This is a genomic window from Schaalia odontolytica, assembly GCF_005696695.1.
Lineage (GTDB): Bacteria > Actinomycetota > Actinomycetes > Actinomycetales > Actinomycetaceae > Pauljensenia > Pauljensenia odontolytica_C.
Genome location: NZ_CP040006.1, coordinates 400860 through 416728, shown reverse-complemented (window position 1 = coordinate 416728; position 15869 = coordinate 400860). Strand labels below are relative to the sequence as shown.

12 protein-coding genes are annotated in these 15869 nt (G+C 63.2%); 3 read left to right on the top strand and 9 right to left on the bottom strand.

Going from position 1 to position 15869, the window contains the following annotated elements; translation table 11 throughout:
- Positions 1 to 98: 98 nt before the first annotated feature.
- From FBF35_RS01755 to FBF35_RS01745, 3 genes are all read left to right on the top strand, one after another.
- Entirely contained in the window at positions 99 to 1661 is a 1563-nt protein-coding gene (locus FBF35_RS01755) for a TrkH family potassium uptake protein (RefSeq protein ID WP_060566314.1), read from the top strand.
- Between the two features lie 428 nt (positions 1662 to 2089).
- Positions 2090 to 3148 carry a hypothetical protein gene (locus FBF35_RS10605; protein ID WP_241772541.1) on the top strand — a complete coding sequence of 353 codons (1059 nt, stop codon included), beginning with the start codon at positions 2090 to 2092 and terminating at the stop codon, positions 3146 to 3148.
- A gap of 770 nt (positions 3149 to 3918) precedes the next feature.
- Positions 3919 to 4596 carry a potassium channel family protein gene (locus tag FBF35_RS01745; RefSeq protein WP_003792081.1) on the top strand — a complete coding sequence of 226 codons (678 nt, stop codon included), beginning with the start codon at positions 3919 to 3921 and terminating at the stop codon, positions 4594 to 4596.
- 175 nt (positions 4597 to 4771) lie between these two features.
- On the opposite strand, the gene FBF35_RS01740 is transcribed toward FBF35_RS01745, so the two are convergent.
- The 9 genes from FBF35_RS01740 to FBF35_RS01695 all read right to left on the bottom strand — a co-directional run bounded on the left by FBF35_RS01740 (position 4772) and on the right by FBF35_RS01695 (position 15819).
- The gene (locus FBF35_RS01740) at positions 4772 to 5992 is read right to left on the bottom strand and encodes a hypothetical protein (RefSeq protein ID WP_060566313.1); all 1221 of its coding nucleotides are present in this window, start codon (positions 5990 to 5992) and stop codon (positions 4772 to 4774) included.
- Positions 5989 to 7269 carry a hypothetical protein gene (locus FBF35_RS10600; RefSeq protein WP_187348962.1) on the bottom strand — a complete coding sequence of 427 codons (1281 nt, stop codon included), beginning with the start codon at positions 7267 to 7269 and terminating at the stop codon, positions 5989 to 5991. The genes FBF35_RS01740 and FBF35_RS10600 overlap by 4 nt, the downstream gene beginning before the upstream one ends.
- Positions 7270 to 7319: 50 nt before the next feature.
- The gene (locus tag FBF35_RS01730; RefSeq protein WP_060566311.1) at positions 7320 to 7715 is read right to left on the bottom strand and encodes a YbaB/EbfC family nucleoid-associated protein; all 396 of its coding nucleotides are present in this window, start codon (positions 7713 to 7715) and stop codon (positions 7320 to 7322) included.
- A 134-nt stretch (positions 7716 to 7849) separates the two neighbouring features.
- A complete protein-coding gene (locus tag FBF35_RS01725) occupies positions 7850 to 9076 on the bottom strand; it encodes a S8 family peptidase (RefSeq protein WP_241772540.1) in 1227 nt (408 codons plus the stop codon).
- A gap of 45 nt (positions 9077 to 9121) precedes the next feature.
- The gene (locus FBF35_RS01720; RefSeq protein ID WP_060566310.1) at positions 9122 to 10339 is read right to left on the bottom strand and encodes a S8 family peptidase; all 1218 of its coding nucleotides are present in this window, start codon (positions 10337 to 10339) and stop codon (positions 9122 to 9124) included.
- Positions 10340 to 10400: 61 nt separating this feature from the next.
- Entirely contained in the window at positions 10401 to 11588 is a 1188-nt protein-coding gene (locus tag FBF35_RS01715) for a S8 family peptidase (protein ID WP_241772539.1), read from the bottom strand.
- A complete protein-coding gene (locus FBF35_RS01710) occupies positions 11585 to 13003 on the bottom strand; it encodes a S8 family serine peptidase (RefSeq protein ID WP_241772538.1) in 1419 nt (472 codons plus the stop codon). Before FBF35_RS01710 ends, FBF35_RS01715 begins: the two co-directional genes overlap by 4 nt.
- A complete protein-coding gene (locus FBF35_RS01700) occupies positions 13000 to 14454 on the bottom strand; it encodes a type VII secretion protein EccB (RefSeq protein WP_060566309.1) in 1455 nt (484 codons plus the stop codon). The genes FBF35_RS01710 and FBF35_RS01700 overlap by 4 nt, the downstream gene beginning before the upstream one ends.
- A 3-nt stretch (positions 14455 to 14457) precedes the next feature.
- The gene (locus FBF35_RS01695) at positions 14458 to 15819 is read right to left on the bottom strand and encodes an EsaB/YukD family protein (RefSeq protein WP_060566308.1); all 1362 of its coding nucleotides are present in this window, start codon (positions 15817 to 15819) and stop codon (positions 14458 to 14460) included.
- Between the last annotated feature and the right edge of the window lie 50 nt (positions 15820 to 15869).

Genomic DNA, 15869 nt, shown 5'->3' with positions numbered 1-15869 from the left:
GTTCACCGCTTACGTAGCCTCACGAAATATACTACTGCCCAACCGCATGGAAACTGCAACTTTGTCCACTTTTGTTGCAGAGTCGTTAAGGAGCATCGATGGCACCGGCACACAAGGGTCGTCAGCAGCGAGGCAAGACCCCTCGCTTACGTCCCAAACCCGGCGCCACCCGGTCCCTGATGCGCGGACGCGCCACGGCCTCGTCCCCTGTGATCTCTGAGGAACCGCTGAACCCGCAGCCCTCCCCCGTCATACGCCGCGTCCCCGAAGGCCCCCAGAACCCGCACGGCGAGGTACCCACCACAACCATCCAGCGCGTGCGCGCGTGGCTGTCCAAGCAGGCCCGGTATTCACCCGCACGCCTCGCTCTGGGCACATTCGCACTCATCATCGGCGTCATCACGGCGCTCCTGATGTTGCCAATCTCCTCCTCGTCCGACACATCCGCCCCCTTCGTCGATGTTCTCTTCACCGCCGTGTCCGCCGTCTGCGTCACCGGCCTGACCACCGTCGACACCGCGACCTACTGGTCCCCCTTCGGGCAGGCAGTCATCGCCGCCGGCATTGTCGTCGGCGGCCTGGGCGTCATGACCCTCGCGTCGATCCTCGGATTCGCTGTCTCACGCCACCTCGGCCTCACACAGCGCATGCTCGCCACGCAGGAAACCGGCACCGGCGCCATGGGCCAGATCTCCCTCCTGCTCAAGGCCGTCATCGCGACATCGCTGACCATGCAGGCCCTCCTGGCCGCCGTGTTCCTCCCGCGCTTCCTGTCGATGGGCATCGACCCCGTGCGCGCCGTGTGGGACGCCGTATTCATGGCGATCTCCGTGTTCAACAACGCGGGCTTCGTCATCCTGCCCGAAGGCCTCTCCCCCCACGTCACCGACTGGTGGATGCTCATCCCCATCATCCTGGGCACCACCGTGGGAGCCATCGGCTTCCCCGTCATCATGGACGTCGCCAAGAACCTGCGCACACCGCGGCGCTGGAGACTCCACACCAAGCTCACCCTGTCGACCTACCTGATCCTCGCATTCGTGGGGGCACTCGCCCTGGCGCTCACCGAGTGGAACAATCCCGCGACCCTGGGTGCGATCGACACTCCCTCCAAGATTCTCAACGCGATGCTCGCCGGCGTAAACTCCCGCTCGTCCGGCCTGTCTGCCCTGGACGTCGGCGCCATGCAGACCCAGACCCACTTCGTGCAGGACATCCTCATGATGATCGGCGGCGGCTCCGCATCCACGGCGGGCGGCGTGAAGGTCACAACTTTTGCCGTTCTCGTCTTGGCTGTCATCGCGGAGGCTCGAGGCGACCGCGACATCGAGACCTTCGGGCGACGCATCCCCACGAGCGCCGTCCGACTGGCGGTTGCCGTGTCGCTGCTGGGCCTGGCGCTCGTGGCCGTGTCCGTCGTCCTGCTGCTGTCAATGACGAACTATTCTCTCGACATCATCCTGTTCGAGACCGCCTCCGCGTTCGCGACCGTAGGCCTGTCCACCGGCATCACCCCAGTCTTACCCGTCGGCGCCAAGTACGTGCTGATTTTCCTCATGTTCGCCGGCCGTACCGGCTCCATGACAGTGGCCGCAGCCCTCGCCCTGCGCGAGCGCTCCCGCGTCATCCGAATGCCGGAAGAACGGCCAATCATCGGCTGATTGCGGGAGCGACTGGCGTCGTCGCCACGCGAGAGCGGGTGGCCTGATAGCGCCAGAGCGCGAAAAAGTTCGCCCAGCAACACCCCACCCACGGCCAGACCGAGACAAAACTCGCCCAGCAACAGCCCAATCTTGGCCAAACCGAGACAAAACTCGCCCAGCAAGCCCAAAAACACCGAAATCTAGCCATTTTTGCCGCGCAGGGCGAAAAATATCACGCCTTTCAACCCACTTCGAACCACAGGGCGAATATCGTCTCGCTGAGACAACTCCCAACGAGCGTTTCGCATACACGCGTAGACGGGCATTCGCTTTCGGCGCATCAGGACCATCGCTTGTTATCCACAGGCTAACTCTCGACTTGTCGTTATCCACAGGCTCACACAGAGAGCTTGAAGGCGCACTCCAGTCGTCACACAGTTGGACTCATGGACCAACAACGAGGCGCGCATGCGCACAACGAAGATGCTGCTTTGCTGCGCGACCGGGTGGCATCCATCCGTGCATCCCTAGTCATTGCCGACTCGCATGCAGCTAGTGAACGCATCCATAGGCGCGTGCAGAAAGGAGAATTCATTCGTCTCCTTACCGGCATTTATATCCCTTCAGCACAGTTGATTGGACTGCACTCACGGGAGCGCAAAACAGCGGTTTTCATTGCCCGGTTATGCGCTCTGAGTCTGCGATATCCCAATTACGTCATCAGCGGCGGCGTCGCCGCTTACCTTCTCGACCTCCCCACCGACGACCAGATCGAGAAGCTCACACTGTATGCGCCATCTCGAGAATGCCCACGCCAGATTCATTTTCCAGCAATCACAGTTGAGAAGAATGAACGTTTTTCGGCAGTGACAACGACCGTTTCTCGCCCCCGATCGCCAGTTCCCTCAATCAACTACTTGGGCTTCCAGATCGCCACACCGGCGCGAGTTGTCGTTGACTGCGCCCGCCTGTTGGCCGACAAGCACAGGTTTCCCATCGCCTGCGCGGGGTTGGCCCACGCGTGCCACTTCGACCGTTTTCGTCAGGATGAGTCGCGTGTCCGCCAGGAGGAGGCACGCAAAGAGTTCCACGAGGCATTGGCTAACACTCCCCTCAACACCGTCGGGCGCAAGCAAGCCCGATGGGTCATTGACCGTGCCGACGCTGGATGCGAGTCTCCTGGCGAGGCCCTCGTGTTGCTTGCCTTGCTGCGCGCGGGGATCGAAGGAATAACGACTCAAGAAGAGGTCCACGTAGCCGGCCACACGTACTTCATCGATATTGCGCTGCCCAACCTGAAGATAGCTATCGAGTTCGATGGTCGCATCAAGTACGGGGACACGGTCGATGAAGTCCACGACAGCATTGAGGCCGAGCAGCGTCGGCAGCGCGACCTTGAACGCGACGGGTGGGCAGTCATTCGTGTCCGATGGTCGGATCTTCGCGTCATCGACGAGGTCGTCGCCCAGGTTCTGGTAGCCATCCGAACCAAGAAGGGAAACTGAACAAGACGACGATCTAACTGGTGCATGACTCATGCAATCTTTGAATTCCCAGACCGCCTACGACTGTGCACTGAGAACACGTCGAGACGATTCGATCAATACAACCCGGCTTGAAACCCACGACACCAATGCACGGTGGCGAATGCTCACGCATGAAACCCGCAACACCAATGCGCGCCCCCAACCACTCAAAACAGGCCCATCCACGCCCGCAAAGGCGACACCGGTTTCACGAGCCACGCCAACCACGCCCGCAAAGGCGACGCGGGTTTCACGAAAGGTCGAAGAACACAACCGGCAGCACCACCGCAAGGCCCCACCCAGACCCGCATGAAACCCACAACACCAATGCGCGCCCCAACCGCTCAAAACAGGCCCGTCCACGCCCGCAAAGGCGACGCCGGTTTCATGCGCGAGCCGACATCACTGCCACCGCGAACCGAGCGCGGCACGAAGCTATCTCTCTTTGACTGGTTCTCTCGCCCCGATATGCGAATCCCAGTCGATGTTTCACGCGTGTTTCACGCGCACCGACCAGATACCGACACCGCTACCGCAACGAACCTGGCCAGCCCCATTGAACTAGGCTGAACGCCATCCCCTTGCACCACAGCAACATCCTCACGCCACAATCCTCGCGCCACAGATCATTCGCCCCTGAGCTGTTCGCAGGCACCATCATGCTCACCAACGCATCCACGTCGACTCACTAAACCACGCTCACGGCCGCAGCGTTCGCGTTGGGGGCGCACGCAGGGAAGAATGGGGGCATGGCAGATGAACGCGAGTCAAAGGAACTCCAGTCGGGAACGCTCGTCATCGGGCTGGGCCGTTTCGGCTCCGCCGTCGCGGTGACGCAGGACCAGCTGGGCTACGAGATCCTGGCCGTCGAAAAGAACCCCGCCCGCGTGCAGGCTTTCGCGGGTCGATTCCCGCTCGTCGAGGCGGATGCGACGTCCAAGGATGCGCTCGAGCAGCTCGGGGCGCGGGAGTTCCGTAGTGCCGTTGTCGGCGTGGGTTCCTCGCTGGAGGCGGCGGTGCTCATCACCGCAAACCTGGTTGACATGGGTATTTCTTCGATCTGGGTGAAGGCGACGTCTTCTCAGCATGGCCGCATCCTCCGCCGCGTGGGTGCCCACCATGTCGTCTACCCAGACCTGGACGCAGGCAAGCGTACAGCGCACCTGGTGGGTGGGCGCATGGTCGACTACATCGAGATGGAGAAGGATGGCTTCTCCATCATGAAGTTGCGCCCGCCCCAGGAGGTGCGCGGCTTCTCCCTCGAGGAACTCGACCTGCGCGGCCGCTACGGCGTGAACGTGCTGGCAATCCGCCGTCCCAAGCAGCGCTTCGAATACGCGGACTCGTCAACGCGCATTAATGCTGACGACGAGATCATCGTGTCGGGCGACTCGCATCTGCTGGAGTACTTCGCGAATAGGCCGTAGGCGGTCTTTACGCAGGAGGGCCCCACACAGTGATCTGTGCGGGGCCCTCCTATCGTCACGTGAGGACGAGGCCGAGGCCGTTCACGCTCATGCGGCGAGGCAGAGCGCATCCCCGGCCTCTGGCTCCCGTCGGCGCGCAGGGCACCGTCGGTCACCAGAGGACCGGAGCGTCCGATCAGTGAGGCCGGCGATGATGGTGGGGGCGACGAGGGCGGTGTCCACTGCCATCGTGGCTGCTGCCACCCTTGTGACGATGGTGATTCCCATCGTTTCCGCTGTCGTGGTTGCCTCCGTGCTGTTTGCGCGGGCGAGTTCCGCGCTCACTAGCGCCGTTGTGCTGCTGCTCGTGCGGTGCCTTGCGACCGTGCGATTTGTCGTGCGAAGAGTCGTCGCCCCCGTCGTGCTTACCGTGGTGGTGGTGCTCTTCGTGCTCGTGCTCGATATTGATTTCGGGGCTGAGCTCGATACTGGGGTTGATCTCCGTGTGATTGTCTTCCTCGATATTGACGTCACCGTTCACGATGGTGCCGTTGTTATCGCCGTCGACGTACACGTTTCTTCCGTCGCGCAGCTCGTAGCCCTCGCCGCCCTTGCTGTGTCCCTCGCCGCAGCAGCCGCCGCCGGGGGCCTGGCACTGCTCGCCGATGTGCTCGACGCCGCGGGTCAGGTTCTCGCCGACCGAGGTCATGACGGCGTAGATCGCCATGATGGCCTGAACGGCTTCCATGAGGACATCCAGGACAGGGCCGATGAGTCCGACCCACTTGGCGACCTTACTGGCAACCTGCGCTTCGGCGGCGGGAGCTGCAAGACCAGCGGTGAAGATTACCTCGGCCGCTGCGGAAACACAGCTGCCAACGATATCGCCGATGGCGCCCACGACGGCGTCATGGATGCTGTCGACGGAGTCTGCCACCTTCGTGAGCGCCTCGCCGAAGGCACCAGACGCAGCAGAGACGCCGTCGATCGCACTGGTGACGACGGCCTGGCGCTCCAGGTACGCGCGCACTGCTTCGCCGTGCATGCCGGACATCGCGGCCTGTGCGGTGGACTGCAGCTCTTCAGCAACGGAGGCGAGGGAGCTCGAGATGGAGTCCCAGCTGGAGCTCATGCCGTACACCTGAGCCGAGTCGCCGGTCAGCTGGTTCACCCAGGTCTTGAGGGGATCGATGTGCTGCAAGATCCACTCGACGCCCATACCGACGAGACCACCGATAGGGTCAACGGCGAGCCCGGCTGCTTCCTCGTAAATTGCCTTCGCTGAATCGACGAGGTTGTTCACCTCGCCGGCGCGCAGGTCCTGGGCGACGTTGTACAGCTCGTCGACGATACCCAGGCCCTCGGTCGGGGTGGTGTTGTCGATACTCGGTGTGAATTCGGGGGATTCGACGCTCACTTCTGAACTCCTTCAAACAGGAAGCGACGCAGCGTGCGTTCTTCATCCTGGCGCTGACGATACAGGAACGTTTCGATGTCCTTATCGCCGTGGTCATCCTGCCGGTCGAACAGCGAACGCACGTCGTCCGTCTTCGTATCGGGGTGAGCCTTCGAGAACTCTTCGATACGGGAGGACTGAGCCTTCTCCTGCTCCTCGACGAAGCTGCGGTAGCTGGCCTGCTGGTCGTTGCGCTGCTTCGACATGAAGGCGTCGAACTCGCGGGACGTTGCCTGCGGGTTGTCCTTCACGTACTGGCGGATCTGGGTTTCTTCTTCGGTGCGCTGGCGCGACAGGAAGTCCGTCATCGCGTCCTGCTGCTCCTGCTGGTTGGACTCGATGAGGCTCTTGACCTCGGAGATGTCCTCACCGGGGTGCGCCTCAGCGTAGCGCGCGAGCGCCTCGTTCTGGTCTTCCTTCTGGCGCTCGTAGAACTCGGCAAGATCGGTGTTTTCGTCGTCGCGCTGCTTCTCGAGGAAGCGACGCAGTTCGTCGTCGTCGGCGTTGAGCTTGTCGTGGCCGCCGAGGAGGCTGTCGAAGGAGTTACCGGACTGGCCGTCCTTGCCTTCCTTACCATCCTTGCCGTCCTGCCCGTCCTTACCGTCGTGCCCGTCCTTACCGTCCTTTGCGGAGTCATCACCGAGGCCGGGGTTGTGTGAGAGGGAGGGCATTGTGGACTGTCCGCTGAGGCCGCCCAGGCCGCCGCCACCACCGTAGCCGCCGCCACCACCGAAGCCGCCACCACCGCCGGTGCCGCCTCCGCCGCCGAAGCCGCCGCCACCACCGTAGCCGCCTCCGCCGCCGAAGCCGCCGCCACCTCCGCCGCCGCCATATCCGCCAGCTCCACCGGCACCGCCAGCTCCACCGGCACCGCCAGCTCCACCAGCGCCACCGGCACCACCGGCACCGCCAGCGCCACCGGCACCGCCGTTTCCGCCGTCGCCGCCGTTGCCAATAGGCTTAGTGTATGTGCCCACGGCGCCTTGGATTTTCTGCAGATCCCCAACGATGTCTTGCTCAAGATCGTCCATCTCCTGCGCCCACTGGAGCAGGCAGTTGACAAGACGCTTCTCGGCTGCGGAGCAGTCCGAGATCATCTTCGTGAGGTTCGTGATCTGCTCATTGACCGGGGAAACGAAGAAGGAACAGATCAGGCCGAAGGCGTTGCCGTTGACCTGGCCCTTCGTCGAGTTGGCGACGCCCACGCTCTCGTCGAGGGTCGACGCACAGTCACTCACCGTGGTCGCATGATCACGGATTACTTCTGTATTGACGCCAAGATCCGCGCTCATCGCTGACCCGCTCCGAGGGAACCAAGGTTCGAGGAAATAGTCTCGAGGTAGCCGCCGAGCGAGCCACCGTCCTCGCCGAACCGCTGGGTGGTCTGCATGCGCACGTAGTCACGCATGTTGCGACCGGCGTCGGCGTAGGCCTCCATGATCGAGTCCTCGAGTTCACGCGCACTTCCCTGGAGCGCGTCATCATCGATCGACAGCTTCACGAGTCGACCGTCCGAGTCGATTTCGACCTCAACGTCGCCCTGAGCGTCGACGCCACGCGTCTTCGCTGTCTTGAGAATCTCGACGAGTTCACGGGCATTCTCGGCACGCTTTTCAGCGGCTTCCATCTGAGCCCGGATAGTCTGCCTTACTTCTTCGGGGGTGCTCCCCATCGTCTCTACCATACGGTTATCCTAACTGAGTTCCTTGGCGCACGTGCACCACTTCATGTACCGAGACGGTAAGACCGCCTCTATGGCGACCGGAAGTCACCAATACGTTCAGTATTTGCGAGTGATTGCTCGCTCATGGGAATCATTCACTGCGCGTGGTAGCGGGGGCTCGTACCAAGGTGAGCCGGGTAACCGGACGCGCCCGAAGTCACCACCTGCTCATCGAGGCCCCGGTACACATACGTGTCGTCGTTATAAACGGAGCTCGGGTTGACGAGCCCATCGTCGTAATCATCGATATCATCCGGAGTCACGACGGAATCACCCTGCTTCTCTTCGAAGGGGTTCTCGTCTGGATACCGCGACGGATCAGACGCCAACAGGGCCGCTGGATCAACCTCGCCATAACCGGTCCGATCGTTCCATTTGCCACCCGACCCGCTCGCGGTCGCAACCAGCGCCTGCAGAATCTGATACCCCGTCACTCCGTCATCAAAGTCGGACCACGCCAGGGCTAGCACTCCCGCAACCAAAGGTGCGGAGTTCGAAGTACCCGCTGTTGTCACGATTTTATTGGTGCTGGCCTGACGCGCAATCATCTCTCCCACTGCGGCGATGGAGACCCCATCACCGTAGTTTGAGTAGTCCGCATAGCGCCCATCAGTTTCAAGTGCCCCAACACCAACAACCGAACCCCAGGCCCCCACGCGATCCGTGCGATTACGCTCTCCGTCATTACCCATCGAACCAACAATTGGCACGCCGTCGACGGCAGCGCGTGCAACTGCCCATTTCAATGATTCGCTGTCCCTGGACGCATAGTTGGAAGAGATCGAGATGATGTCCACGCCGTCATTCAAGGCCTGTTCAATCAGCACGGATTGATCTGCATAGGCTGTTGAACGCGCCCCTAGGTTGCAGTCTCCGCCCGCTTCTCTCGTCGAACCCGCCTGGGCGTAGCTGTAGAGTGTCGCACCGGGAGCGACTCCGAAGTCCGGGGCGACCAGAAGCTGAGCGAGAAATGTCGCATGATCGTTCGACTCCGCATCGGGCGTGACCTGACACGGGGTCTTGTCTTGAATATCAGCCCCTTGCAACTCCGGAATCGACGTATCGACGCGACCATCAATGAGCGCGATGATGACTCCATCCCCCCTCTTCCCCTGCGCATGCAAGGACGCAAGGTTGTAGCGCGAATAGTACGCCTCATCCGCCGCTGTCACCTTGCGATCCACCGCCTCTGCGGGGGCAGCGGGAGCGACGGGCGAGAGCACGGCCGTCAGGGCCAGCGCGCAGGCCGAGGCCATAACGGAGAGGGCACGCAGGCCTCGGGATCGACCAATCGATCGCATCGTCTTGTCTATTCCTTTCATCGAGGCGTTTCAACATTCGCGAGGGCGTCGCGGCTCACGGCCCGCTCATCCCTGGTTGTGATAGAGCGGGCTCGTCCCCAGGTGAACCTCGTACCCCTGCCCTTCGGACAGAGCACCCTCCTCATCCACACCACGGTACACGTACCAGTCGTCGTTCAGGACCTCGCGCGGATTCGCCAGCCCGTAGTAGTAGTCGTAGACGTCATCCTCATGGAAGGCAAAGCGACTGCCCTTCTCCAGCAGCGGATTCTCCTCCGAGTACTGCGACGGATCGGCGGCCAGCAAAGCCGCCGGGTTGATCTCACCGTAACCCGTGCGCTCGTTCCACTGCCCATTCGTCCCCCACGCGGTCGCCAGCACGGCCTGAAGAACCTGGTACACGCTCACCTCACCACCACCAAAACGCTGCCACGCGAGGGCCAGGAAACCAGCAACCATGGGCGAAGCGTACGATGTTCCGCTTGTCTTGTAGAGCTTACCGTCGATTGACGAACGCCCATTGATTTCACCAATCGCCGCGAGTGTTACCCCGTCTCCATAGTTCGAGTAGTCGGCAACGGTGCCATCCTGCTCGAGCGCAGCGACACCGATGACTCCTCCCCACATACCCAGTTCGTCATCGGGGTTGTACTCGCTGTCGTTACCGACGGATGCAACGATTGGAACACCCGTCACAGTCGCGCGAGAAATAGCCCAGCGCATCGATGAATTGTGAGAATCCGCGTAGCTGGAGGAGATCGCGATAATGTCAGCACCGTCGTTGATCGCCTGTTCGATGAGGTATTCCGTACGGGCTCGTCCCGTCGGGAGATTCCATACCGTTGTGCAGTCGTCGCTACCCTGATTAACGCTTAGGGCATTCCGATAGTTATAGATGGTGGCCTTCGGCGCAACGCCGAAGGCCGGGGCGACCAGGAGCTGCGCAATGAACGTCGCATGCTCGTCCTGCTCGGCGTCGGCTCCTACGTCGCACGTACTCTTGTCGACGATGTCCGCACCCTGCAGCTCGGGAATGGACGTGTCAATACGCCCGTCGATGACCGCGATAATCACGCCCTCGCCCGTGTACCCCTGGGCGCGCAGCGCCTCCAGGTTGTAGCGCGAATAGTAGGCCTGGTCAGCTGCCGTAAGCTCTCGATCCACCGCTGTCGCAGGGGCAGCAGGGGCGACGGGCGAGAGCACGGCCGTCAGGGCCAGGGCACAGGCCGATGCCAGAACGGAGAGGGCACGCAGGCCTCGGGACCGACCGGCCGACCGCATCATTGTGTCTGTTCCTTTCGTTCGGGCGCTCAGGCACTCGGGCTCGCAGGAAAGCCGAGGCCCGTCACTGACTGTGGTACCGGGGGCTGGTGCCGATGTGTGTCGGGTAGCCGTGTTCGCGGCTGAGGGCAGCCTCTTCGTTCACGCCGCGGTAGACGTAGACATCATCATTACGAATCAGAATGGGGTTGACGACGCCGTCCATGTAGTCGATGACATCATCCCTCGTTGGCAAAGACCTGTTGTCCTGCGGAACGCACGGATTCTCGTCCGTATACTGCGACGGGTCTGACCGGAGGAACGCGATCGGGTCGGCGGGGCCGTAGCCGGTGAACTTGTTCCACTCGTTTCCGCTTCTCCCCGTTGCAGCCAGCGCTTGAAGCATCTGACCTGCGCTCACGTCCTCGTCGAAGTGCTGCCAGCCGAGCGCCAAAAAGCCGGCGATAATCGGGGTCGCAAAGGACGTTCCGTCAGCTTCCTCGACACGACCGGTCGAGGTGTCACGCGTCACGACTGTTCCCAGGGCGGTCGTCAACAACCCGTTGCCCCAGTTCGTGTACTCCGTCAGGCTGCCATCATGCAGCGTTGCTCCGATGCCGCAGATTCCCGTCCAGATAGCCAGCGCATCATCGGGGTCCTCGGTAGTCTCGTTGCCCATCGCGGCCACGACGATGACTCCCGCGGCCATGGCCCTGGCCATGGCCCATCGAAGGTCGATGGAATTATCGCCAAAGTTACTGGAGATGGTGATGATGTTGGCGCCGTCGTTGATCGCTTGCTCGATGAGGAGAGGCGTGTCGTTTTCTGCTTCCCCCGTCCAGCCGGAGAGCGTGCAGTTCGACGCATCACCATGAAGGGGGAGTGTATAGGTGTAGAGCGTCGCGTCCGGCGCAACACCAAACTCGGGCGAGACCAGGATCTGCGCGACCGTGGTGCCGTGTGCCGCATTCTCTGGGGCCGAGTCCTTGACGCAGGGCATCCGATCCTGAATGTTCGCGCCCCTGAGTTCGGGAATGTTCGGGTTCACGGCGCCGTCCAGGACCGCGATGGTGACGCCCTTGCCTGTGATTCCCTGATCGTGGATGGACTTGAGCTTGTAGTACTTGTAGTAGTCCTGCTTGTCAGCGGTCACCGGCGGGTCGGCGGCGTAAGCCGGCGCAACGGGGGTGAGGCTCGCGCCGAGGCTGAGCGCGAGTGCGCTGGCGAGGACGCCCACGCTCTTTGCCCAGCGCCGCGACACCCAGGTGGTCACGACAAGTCCTCTTCTGAGTCTTCGACCACGGCGGGCCTACCGCGCAGGTGGGAGAGGATCACGAGACCTCCGATCAGCGAGGCCCCGAGGACTGCGATCGCGGACACGATGTAGGCGCGGATCGTCAGGTTGTTATCGCGCGAGGTCAAGTCCGCCGAGGCCACGGCCGGTCGGGCGGGAGCGGGATGTTCCGCGGCGTTAGGGTGTTCCGGCCCGAACCTGGTGCCGATATCGGTGAAGGTGAGGGCGTCGAAGGGAGCGACGACACCCCAGCCGAGGGCGTCGGTGCGTTGATCGGGCGTGCCGCGCAGGGCGGTCACTTCGAGCCGGTATTTCCACATGTCGGGCCCCTCATCGGGGTAGGCCGAGGCCACGAGGGCCGCGAAGCCGCCCGCGTATGCGGTCGCGTAGGACGAGGACGGCAGGGGCTGGTCCCCCTCGTATCCGCCGACGAGGCAGTCGGCCTGATCGAACCAGGTCGTGAGGATGACGCCGGCGGGAACAGCGAGCTTGACGTGCGCGCCGTGCACCTGCTGGTCCGAGGCCGATCCGTCAGCATTCGAGGCGGTCACGCCGAGCACACCCGGGTAGGCGGCCGGGTAGACGACCTGATTCGCTTCCTGTCCCTGGTACACGTTGCCGGTCGATGCCACGACGAGGGCCCGGCCGCGCACGGCGTTAATGGCTGCCTCCAGCTGGGGGTCCCCCTCGGGAGCAGACTGTGCGACGACGATGATCTGCGCGCCATGGTCGGCGGCCCACTGGATCCCGCGGCCCACCTTCGACATGAAGGTCTCTTCGCCTTCCTTGTGCGGGCGATTGTCCTGAAGCCCGGTGTCAACGCGCACCGGGAGGATCTTCGCCTCGGGGGCGACGCCGACGAGGCCGGATCCCATCTCCTTAGGCAGCTCCTGCGCGGCGATCGCACCGGCGATGGCCGTGCCGTGTTCGCCGACGTCGACGCGCCCGTCGGTGTTTTCACCGCTCAGGTCAATGCCGGGCAGCACGACGGACCCGTCCGGGCCCTGGAAGTGCTGATTGCCAGCGGCGACGCCCGAGTCAACGATCGCGACCGTGACGCCACGGCCTCGCGAGACCTCCCAGGCTCGACGTACCCCGACGGCGTCGAAGATGGCGGGTGCTTGCTTGATGTACGAGGGCGAGTTTTGCGAGCATTCGCCGCCCTCGGACTCGCTCGCGGGCGTCGTCGCCGACGACGAGGGAGTCGCAGTCGGAGTCGGACGCACGCTCGGGGTCGGCACCGGGTCAGCGTGAGCGACGCCAGGACCGAACGCACCGGAGTCATCAGGCGAGACAACCGGTGCGGCAATCGGCACGAGCGCGAGTCCAGCGATCAGCGAGGCCCCGACGAGGCCTCGGCCCAGGAAGCGGGAACGCGTGCGGCGGGCGCTCACTTGATCCCCACTGAGGTGGCGGCGGCCTTCGGCGACATCTCGGAACCCGGCGGGATGAGCTCGCCCCACGCGCGCGGGACCGACGCGGCCTCAGAGGCGCTCCAGCCGAGGGCATTCATGGAGACGGAGGGGACATCGCCGAGGGAGTGGCGGAAGCCCATATCGGAGATGAAGACGTAGGACGCGGCCTCGCCACCACCGCCGGACGTGAGGGCAAGGAGGGCGCCAGATCCGCCCGCGACAGTGACGTTGCGCGTCGTCGACGGCCCCTTCGGGGACTGTAGAGATTCCGCATCGTAGGACGCTTCGATCGCACGCTTTTCAGGCATGGTGACCAGGTCGAACGTCGGATTAGCGCGATCAGTGGTGTCCATCGCGGCGCACAGGACCGTCCGGCTGGCCGCGTCGCGGCTCTCGTTGAACCACTCGGGCGATTCAAAGTCCTCGACGGCAGGCCAATCGTCACCGACGAAGACGGCCTGGACGGGCTCGACGTACTTGAACATCTCGGTGGGGAACTTCTTCGAGGGCGGGGCGTCCTGATACAGGCGCGCCGCAGTCGAGTTGAAGACCACCAGATTCGAGTCGTCGATCACCAGGTAGGAGTTTTTGACCTGACCGGTGGAGTCGACCTGGTCGAGGACCATTCCGATGGTGATGCCCTCGTTCTTCAAGTCACCGGGCAGGTTCTTGGCCGGCTGCCCCGCGTTCTCAATGTCGTTGTAGCTCCAGGGGCGCAGAGGCGTGCCCGAAGGGAAGAGGTCGAGCCACTCGGGTTCGACGGTGATCGGGTAGCTGGTGAGGTTCTGGAAGGACAGCGCCCAGTCACCCAGGCGGCTTACGCTGGAGTCGATGTAGTACTTCTTGCCTTTTTCCCGATCGACGAAGTACTTGTCTCCGCTGCCGGTCGCCTGAACGAGCGCGGATGTCGCCTGCTTCACCGGAAAATTCGCCACAGGCAGTTCCTTGGCGATCCACGTGTGGTATCCGGACTCCATGTCGCAGGAGAGCCACTGCTTACTCAGCATGTCGGGTACTGGCACGTCATCGGGGACGTCGGGCAGGCCGATCTGGGCGCCGCGCGGAATGTTCTCGAGTGACGACGCTGATGCCTGGATGGTCGTCAGCTTCGATTCGGGGCTGAGGAGCCTAGCGGTGGTCACGTTCGCGATGGGATGGAGGACGCCGTTTGCCCAGAAATAGCGGGCACCCGTCCCCTTGACGTCAACCAGCTGATACTGCGCCTCCCCGAGTTTCGGGTTCGGCGCAAAAACGCGCATGCCGATTCCCACCACGCTGAGAATAACGGCGACCACGAGCCCGAAAATAAGGGGGCGCACGGGCGAGGGCGTGTCGACCTCGCGCCCGTCGGGCGTGCCGGAGGTGAAGGCCGTGATCAGGCGGTTTCGATTAAAACGCTGGGCTTCGAGGATGTCTTTACTCGACGGCATGGCTCAGCTCCACAGGTAGACGGCCAGGGGAAGCAGAACAAACAGCGACAGCACCGAGATCGTGTCGGCGATGCGCGTCAGGTGCGGGCGTGCACGAGGCCCGACGACGTTCGTGATGACGAGGACGAGGGCGGTCGCGATTGCCGACAGCGTCAGCCACGGCATGGTCCTCGGGTCCGCGTAGGCGCCGAGCACAGTGGCCACGAGAATCACGATCAGGCCGGTGAGAGCACCGAGAAGCACCTCAACACGAGCGCGGATGGAACGCGTCTGGAGAACGAGGGAGACCGCACCGAGCACGATGAGGGTCAGCGGCAGGGAGATCGACCGCGTTTCGGGTGCCGTCATCAGGGCGACGGCCAGGAAGAGAGCGGCGATTGCCCCGCCGGCGCGCAGAGCGACGACGAACACGAAGGAGGTGCTGACCTGGTCGGTGATGCCCTTCGCGGGAATCTGCTCAGTCGTGTCCGCATCCAGGATGCGCACGGGGATGTGGGCCAGCGCGATCCAGGGCGCGACCTGGAGAAGCACAATCACGAGGGCGAAGAGGATTGCGGAGATACCCGCCTGAGAGAGCTGACCGAGCCGAACCAGGAGGCCGGTCGCGGCCAAAACCGTACCGACGACGAGAGGGGCCGCGATAGAGATTCTGTACCGCTTGGGCAGCGCGAGAACGGCGAGGGAGCCGATCAGGAGGCCGAGGCCGGTCCACCCCCAGCCGGCGGTGTCCCAGTGGCTCTGGCTCAGGCGCAGAGCCGATGCGGCCGTCAGGAAGGGGACGGTGTGTGCCAGCGCGATGCCGCTCGCCTGCGGGTACTTCCGGGTCATCACGGCGGACGTCGCAGTCACGAGCAGCGCCGCGACGATACCGATTGCGCCGGCAATGACGTTGTACCTCGTGACGGAATGAGAATCGAGGGCGGTGAGGGCGTCCGGAGGAGTGGTGGCCAGGAGGAGGGCTGCGACGAAGACGAGGCCCGCCGCAGAGAGTGCAGCAAGAGTGCGAGCGTCCTCACGTGTCCAAGGAGTGGACACCCTTTCGACGACTTGACCGACCGCTTCGGTGAGGTCGTCATAGACCATATCGGCAGCGCCCTCACCCAGAGGCTCGAGCGTGAGCGCCGCGCCGGCGCGCACTCCCTGGGCGGACAGGGACTTGGATTGATCGAGCAGACGACCCGAGGCCGTACGCACCGCGAAGCCGTCATTCGTTGGCTGATCAGTGAAAGCGCCCACCGTTTCAACCATTCCAGGGAGCAGCTCCACCAGGGGGATCGACTGCGGAAGCGTCACGTCACTACGGTCAACGCCGTACGTAATCGTGAGCGGAATCAGCGCCACTCCTCGTGATGTTTTCGATGCCATTGGGTCCTCCCGAATGCCGCGTGATGGGGTTTTTGGCTACACGACACAAC

What these genes read in the sequence shown, in the direction of transcription:
- FBF35_RS01755 (WP_060566314.1), top strand. Translation starts at nt 99, where the DNA reads ATGGCACCGGCACACAAGGGTCGTCAGCAGCGAGGCAAGACCCCTCGC.
- FBF35_RS10605 (WP_241772541.1), top strand. Translation starts at nt 2,090, where the DNA reads ATGGACCAACAACGAGGCGCGCATGCGCACAACGAAGATGCTGCTTTG.
- FBF35_RS01745 (WP_003792081.1), top strand. Translation starts at nt 3,919, where the DNA reads ATGGCAGATGAACGCGAGTCAAAGGAACTCCAGTCGGGAACGCTCGTC.
- FBF35_RS01730 (WP_060566311.1), bottom strand. Translation starts at nt 7,715, where the DNA reads ATGGTAGAGACGATGGGGAGCACCCCCGAAGAAGTAAGGCAGACTATC.
- FBF35_RS01725 (WP_241772540.1), bottom strand. Translation starts at nt 9,076, where the DNA reads ATGAAAGGAATAGACAAGACGATGCGATCGATTGGTCGATCCCGAGGC.
- FBF35_RS01720 (WP_060566310.1), bottom strand. Translation starts at nt 10,339, where the DNA reads ATGATGCGGTCGGCCGGTCGGTCCCGAGGCCTGCGTGCCCTCTCCGTT.
- FBF35_RS01700 (WP_060566309.1), bottom strand. Translation starts at nt 14,454, where the DNA reads ATGCCGTCGAGTAAAGACATCCTCGAAGCCCAGCGTTTTAATCGAAAC.
- FBF35_RS01695 (WP_060566308.1), bottom strand. Translation starts at nt 15,819, where the DNA reads ATGGCATCGAAAACATCACGAGGAGTGGCGCTGATTCCGCTCACGATT.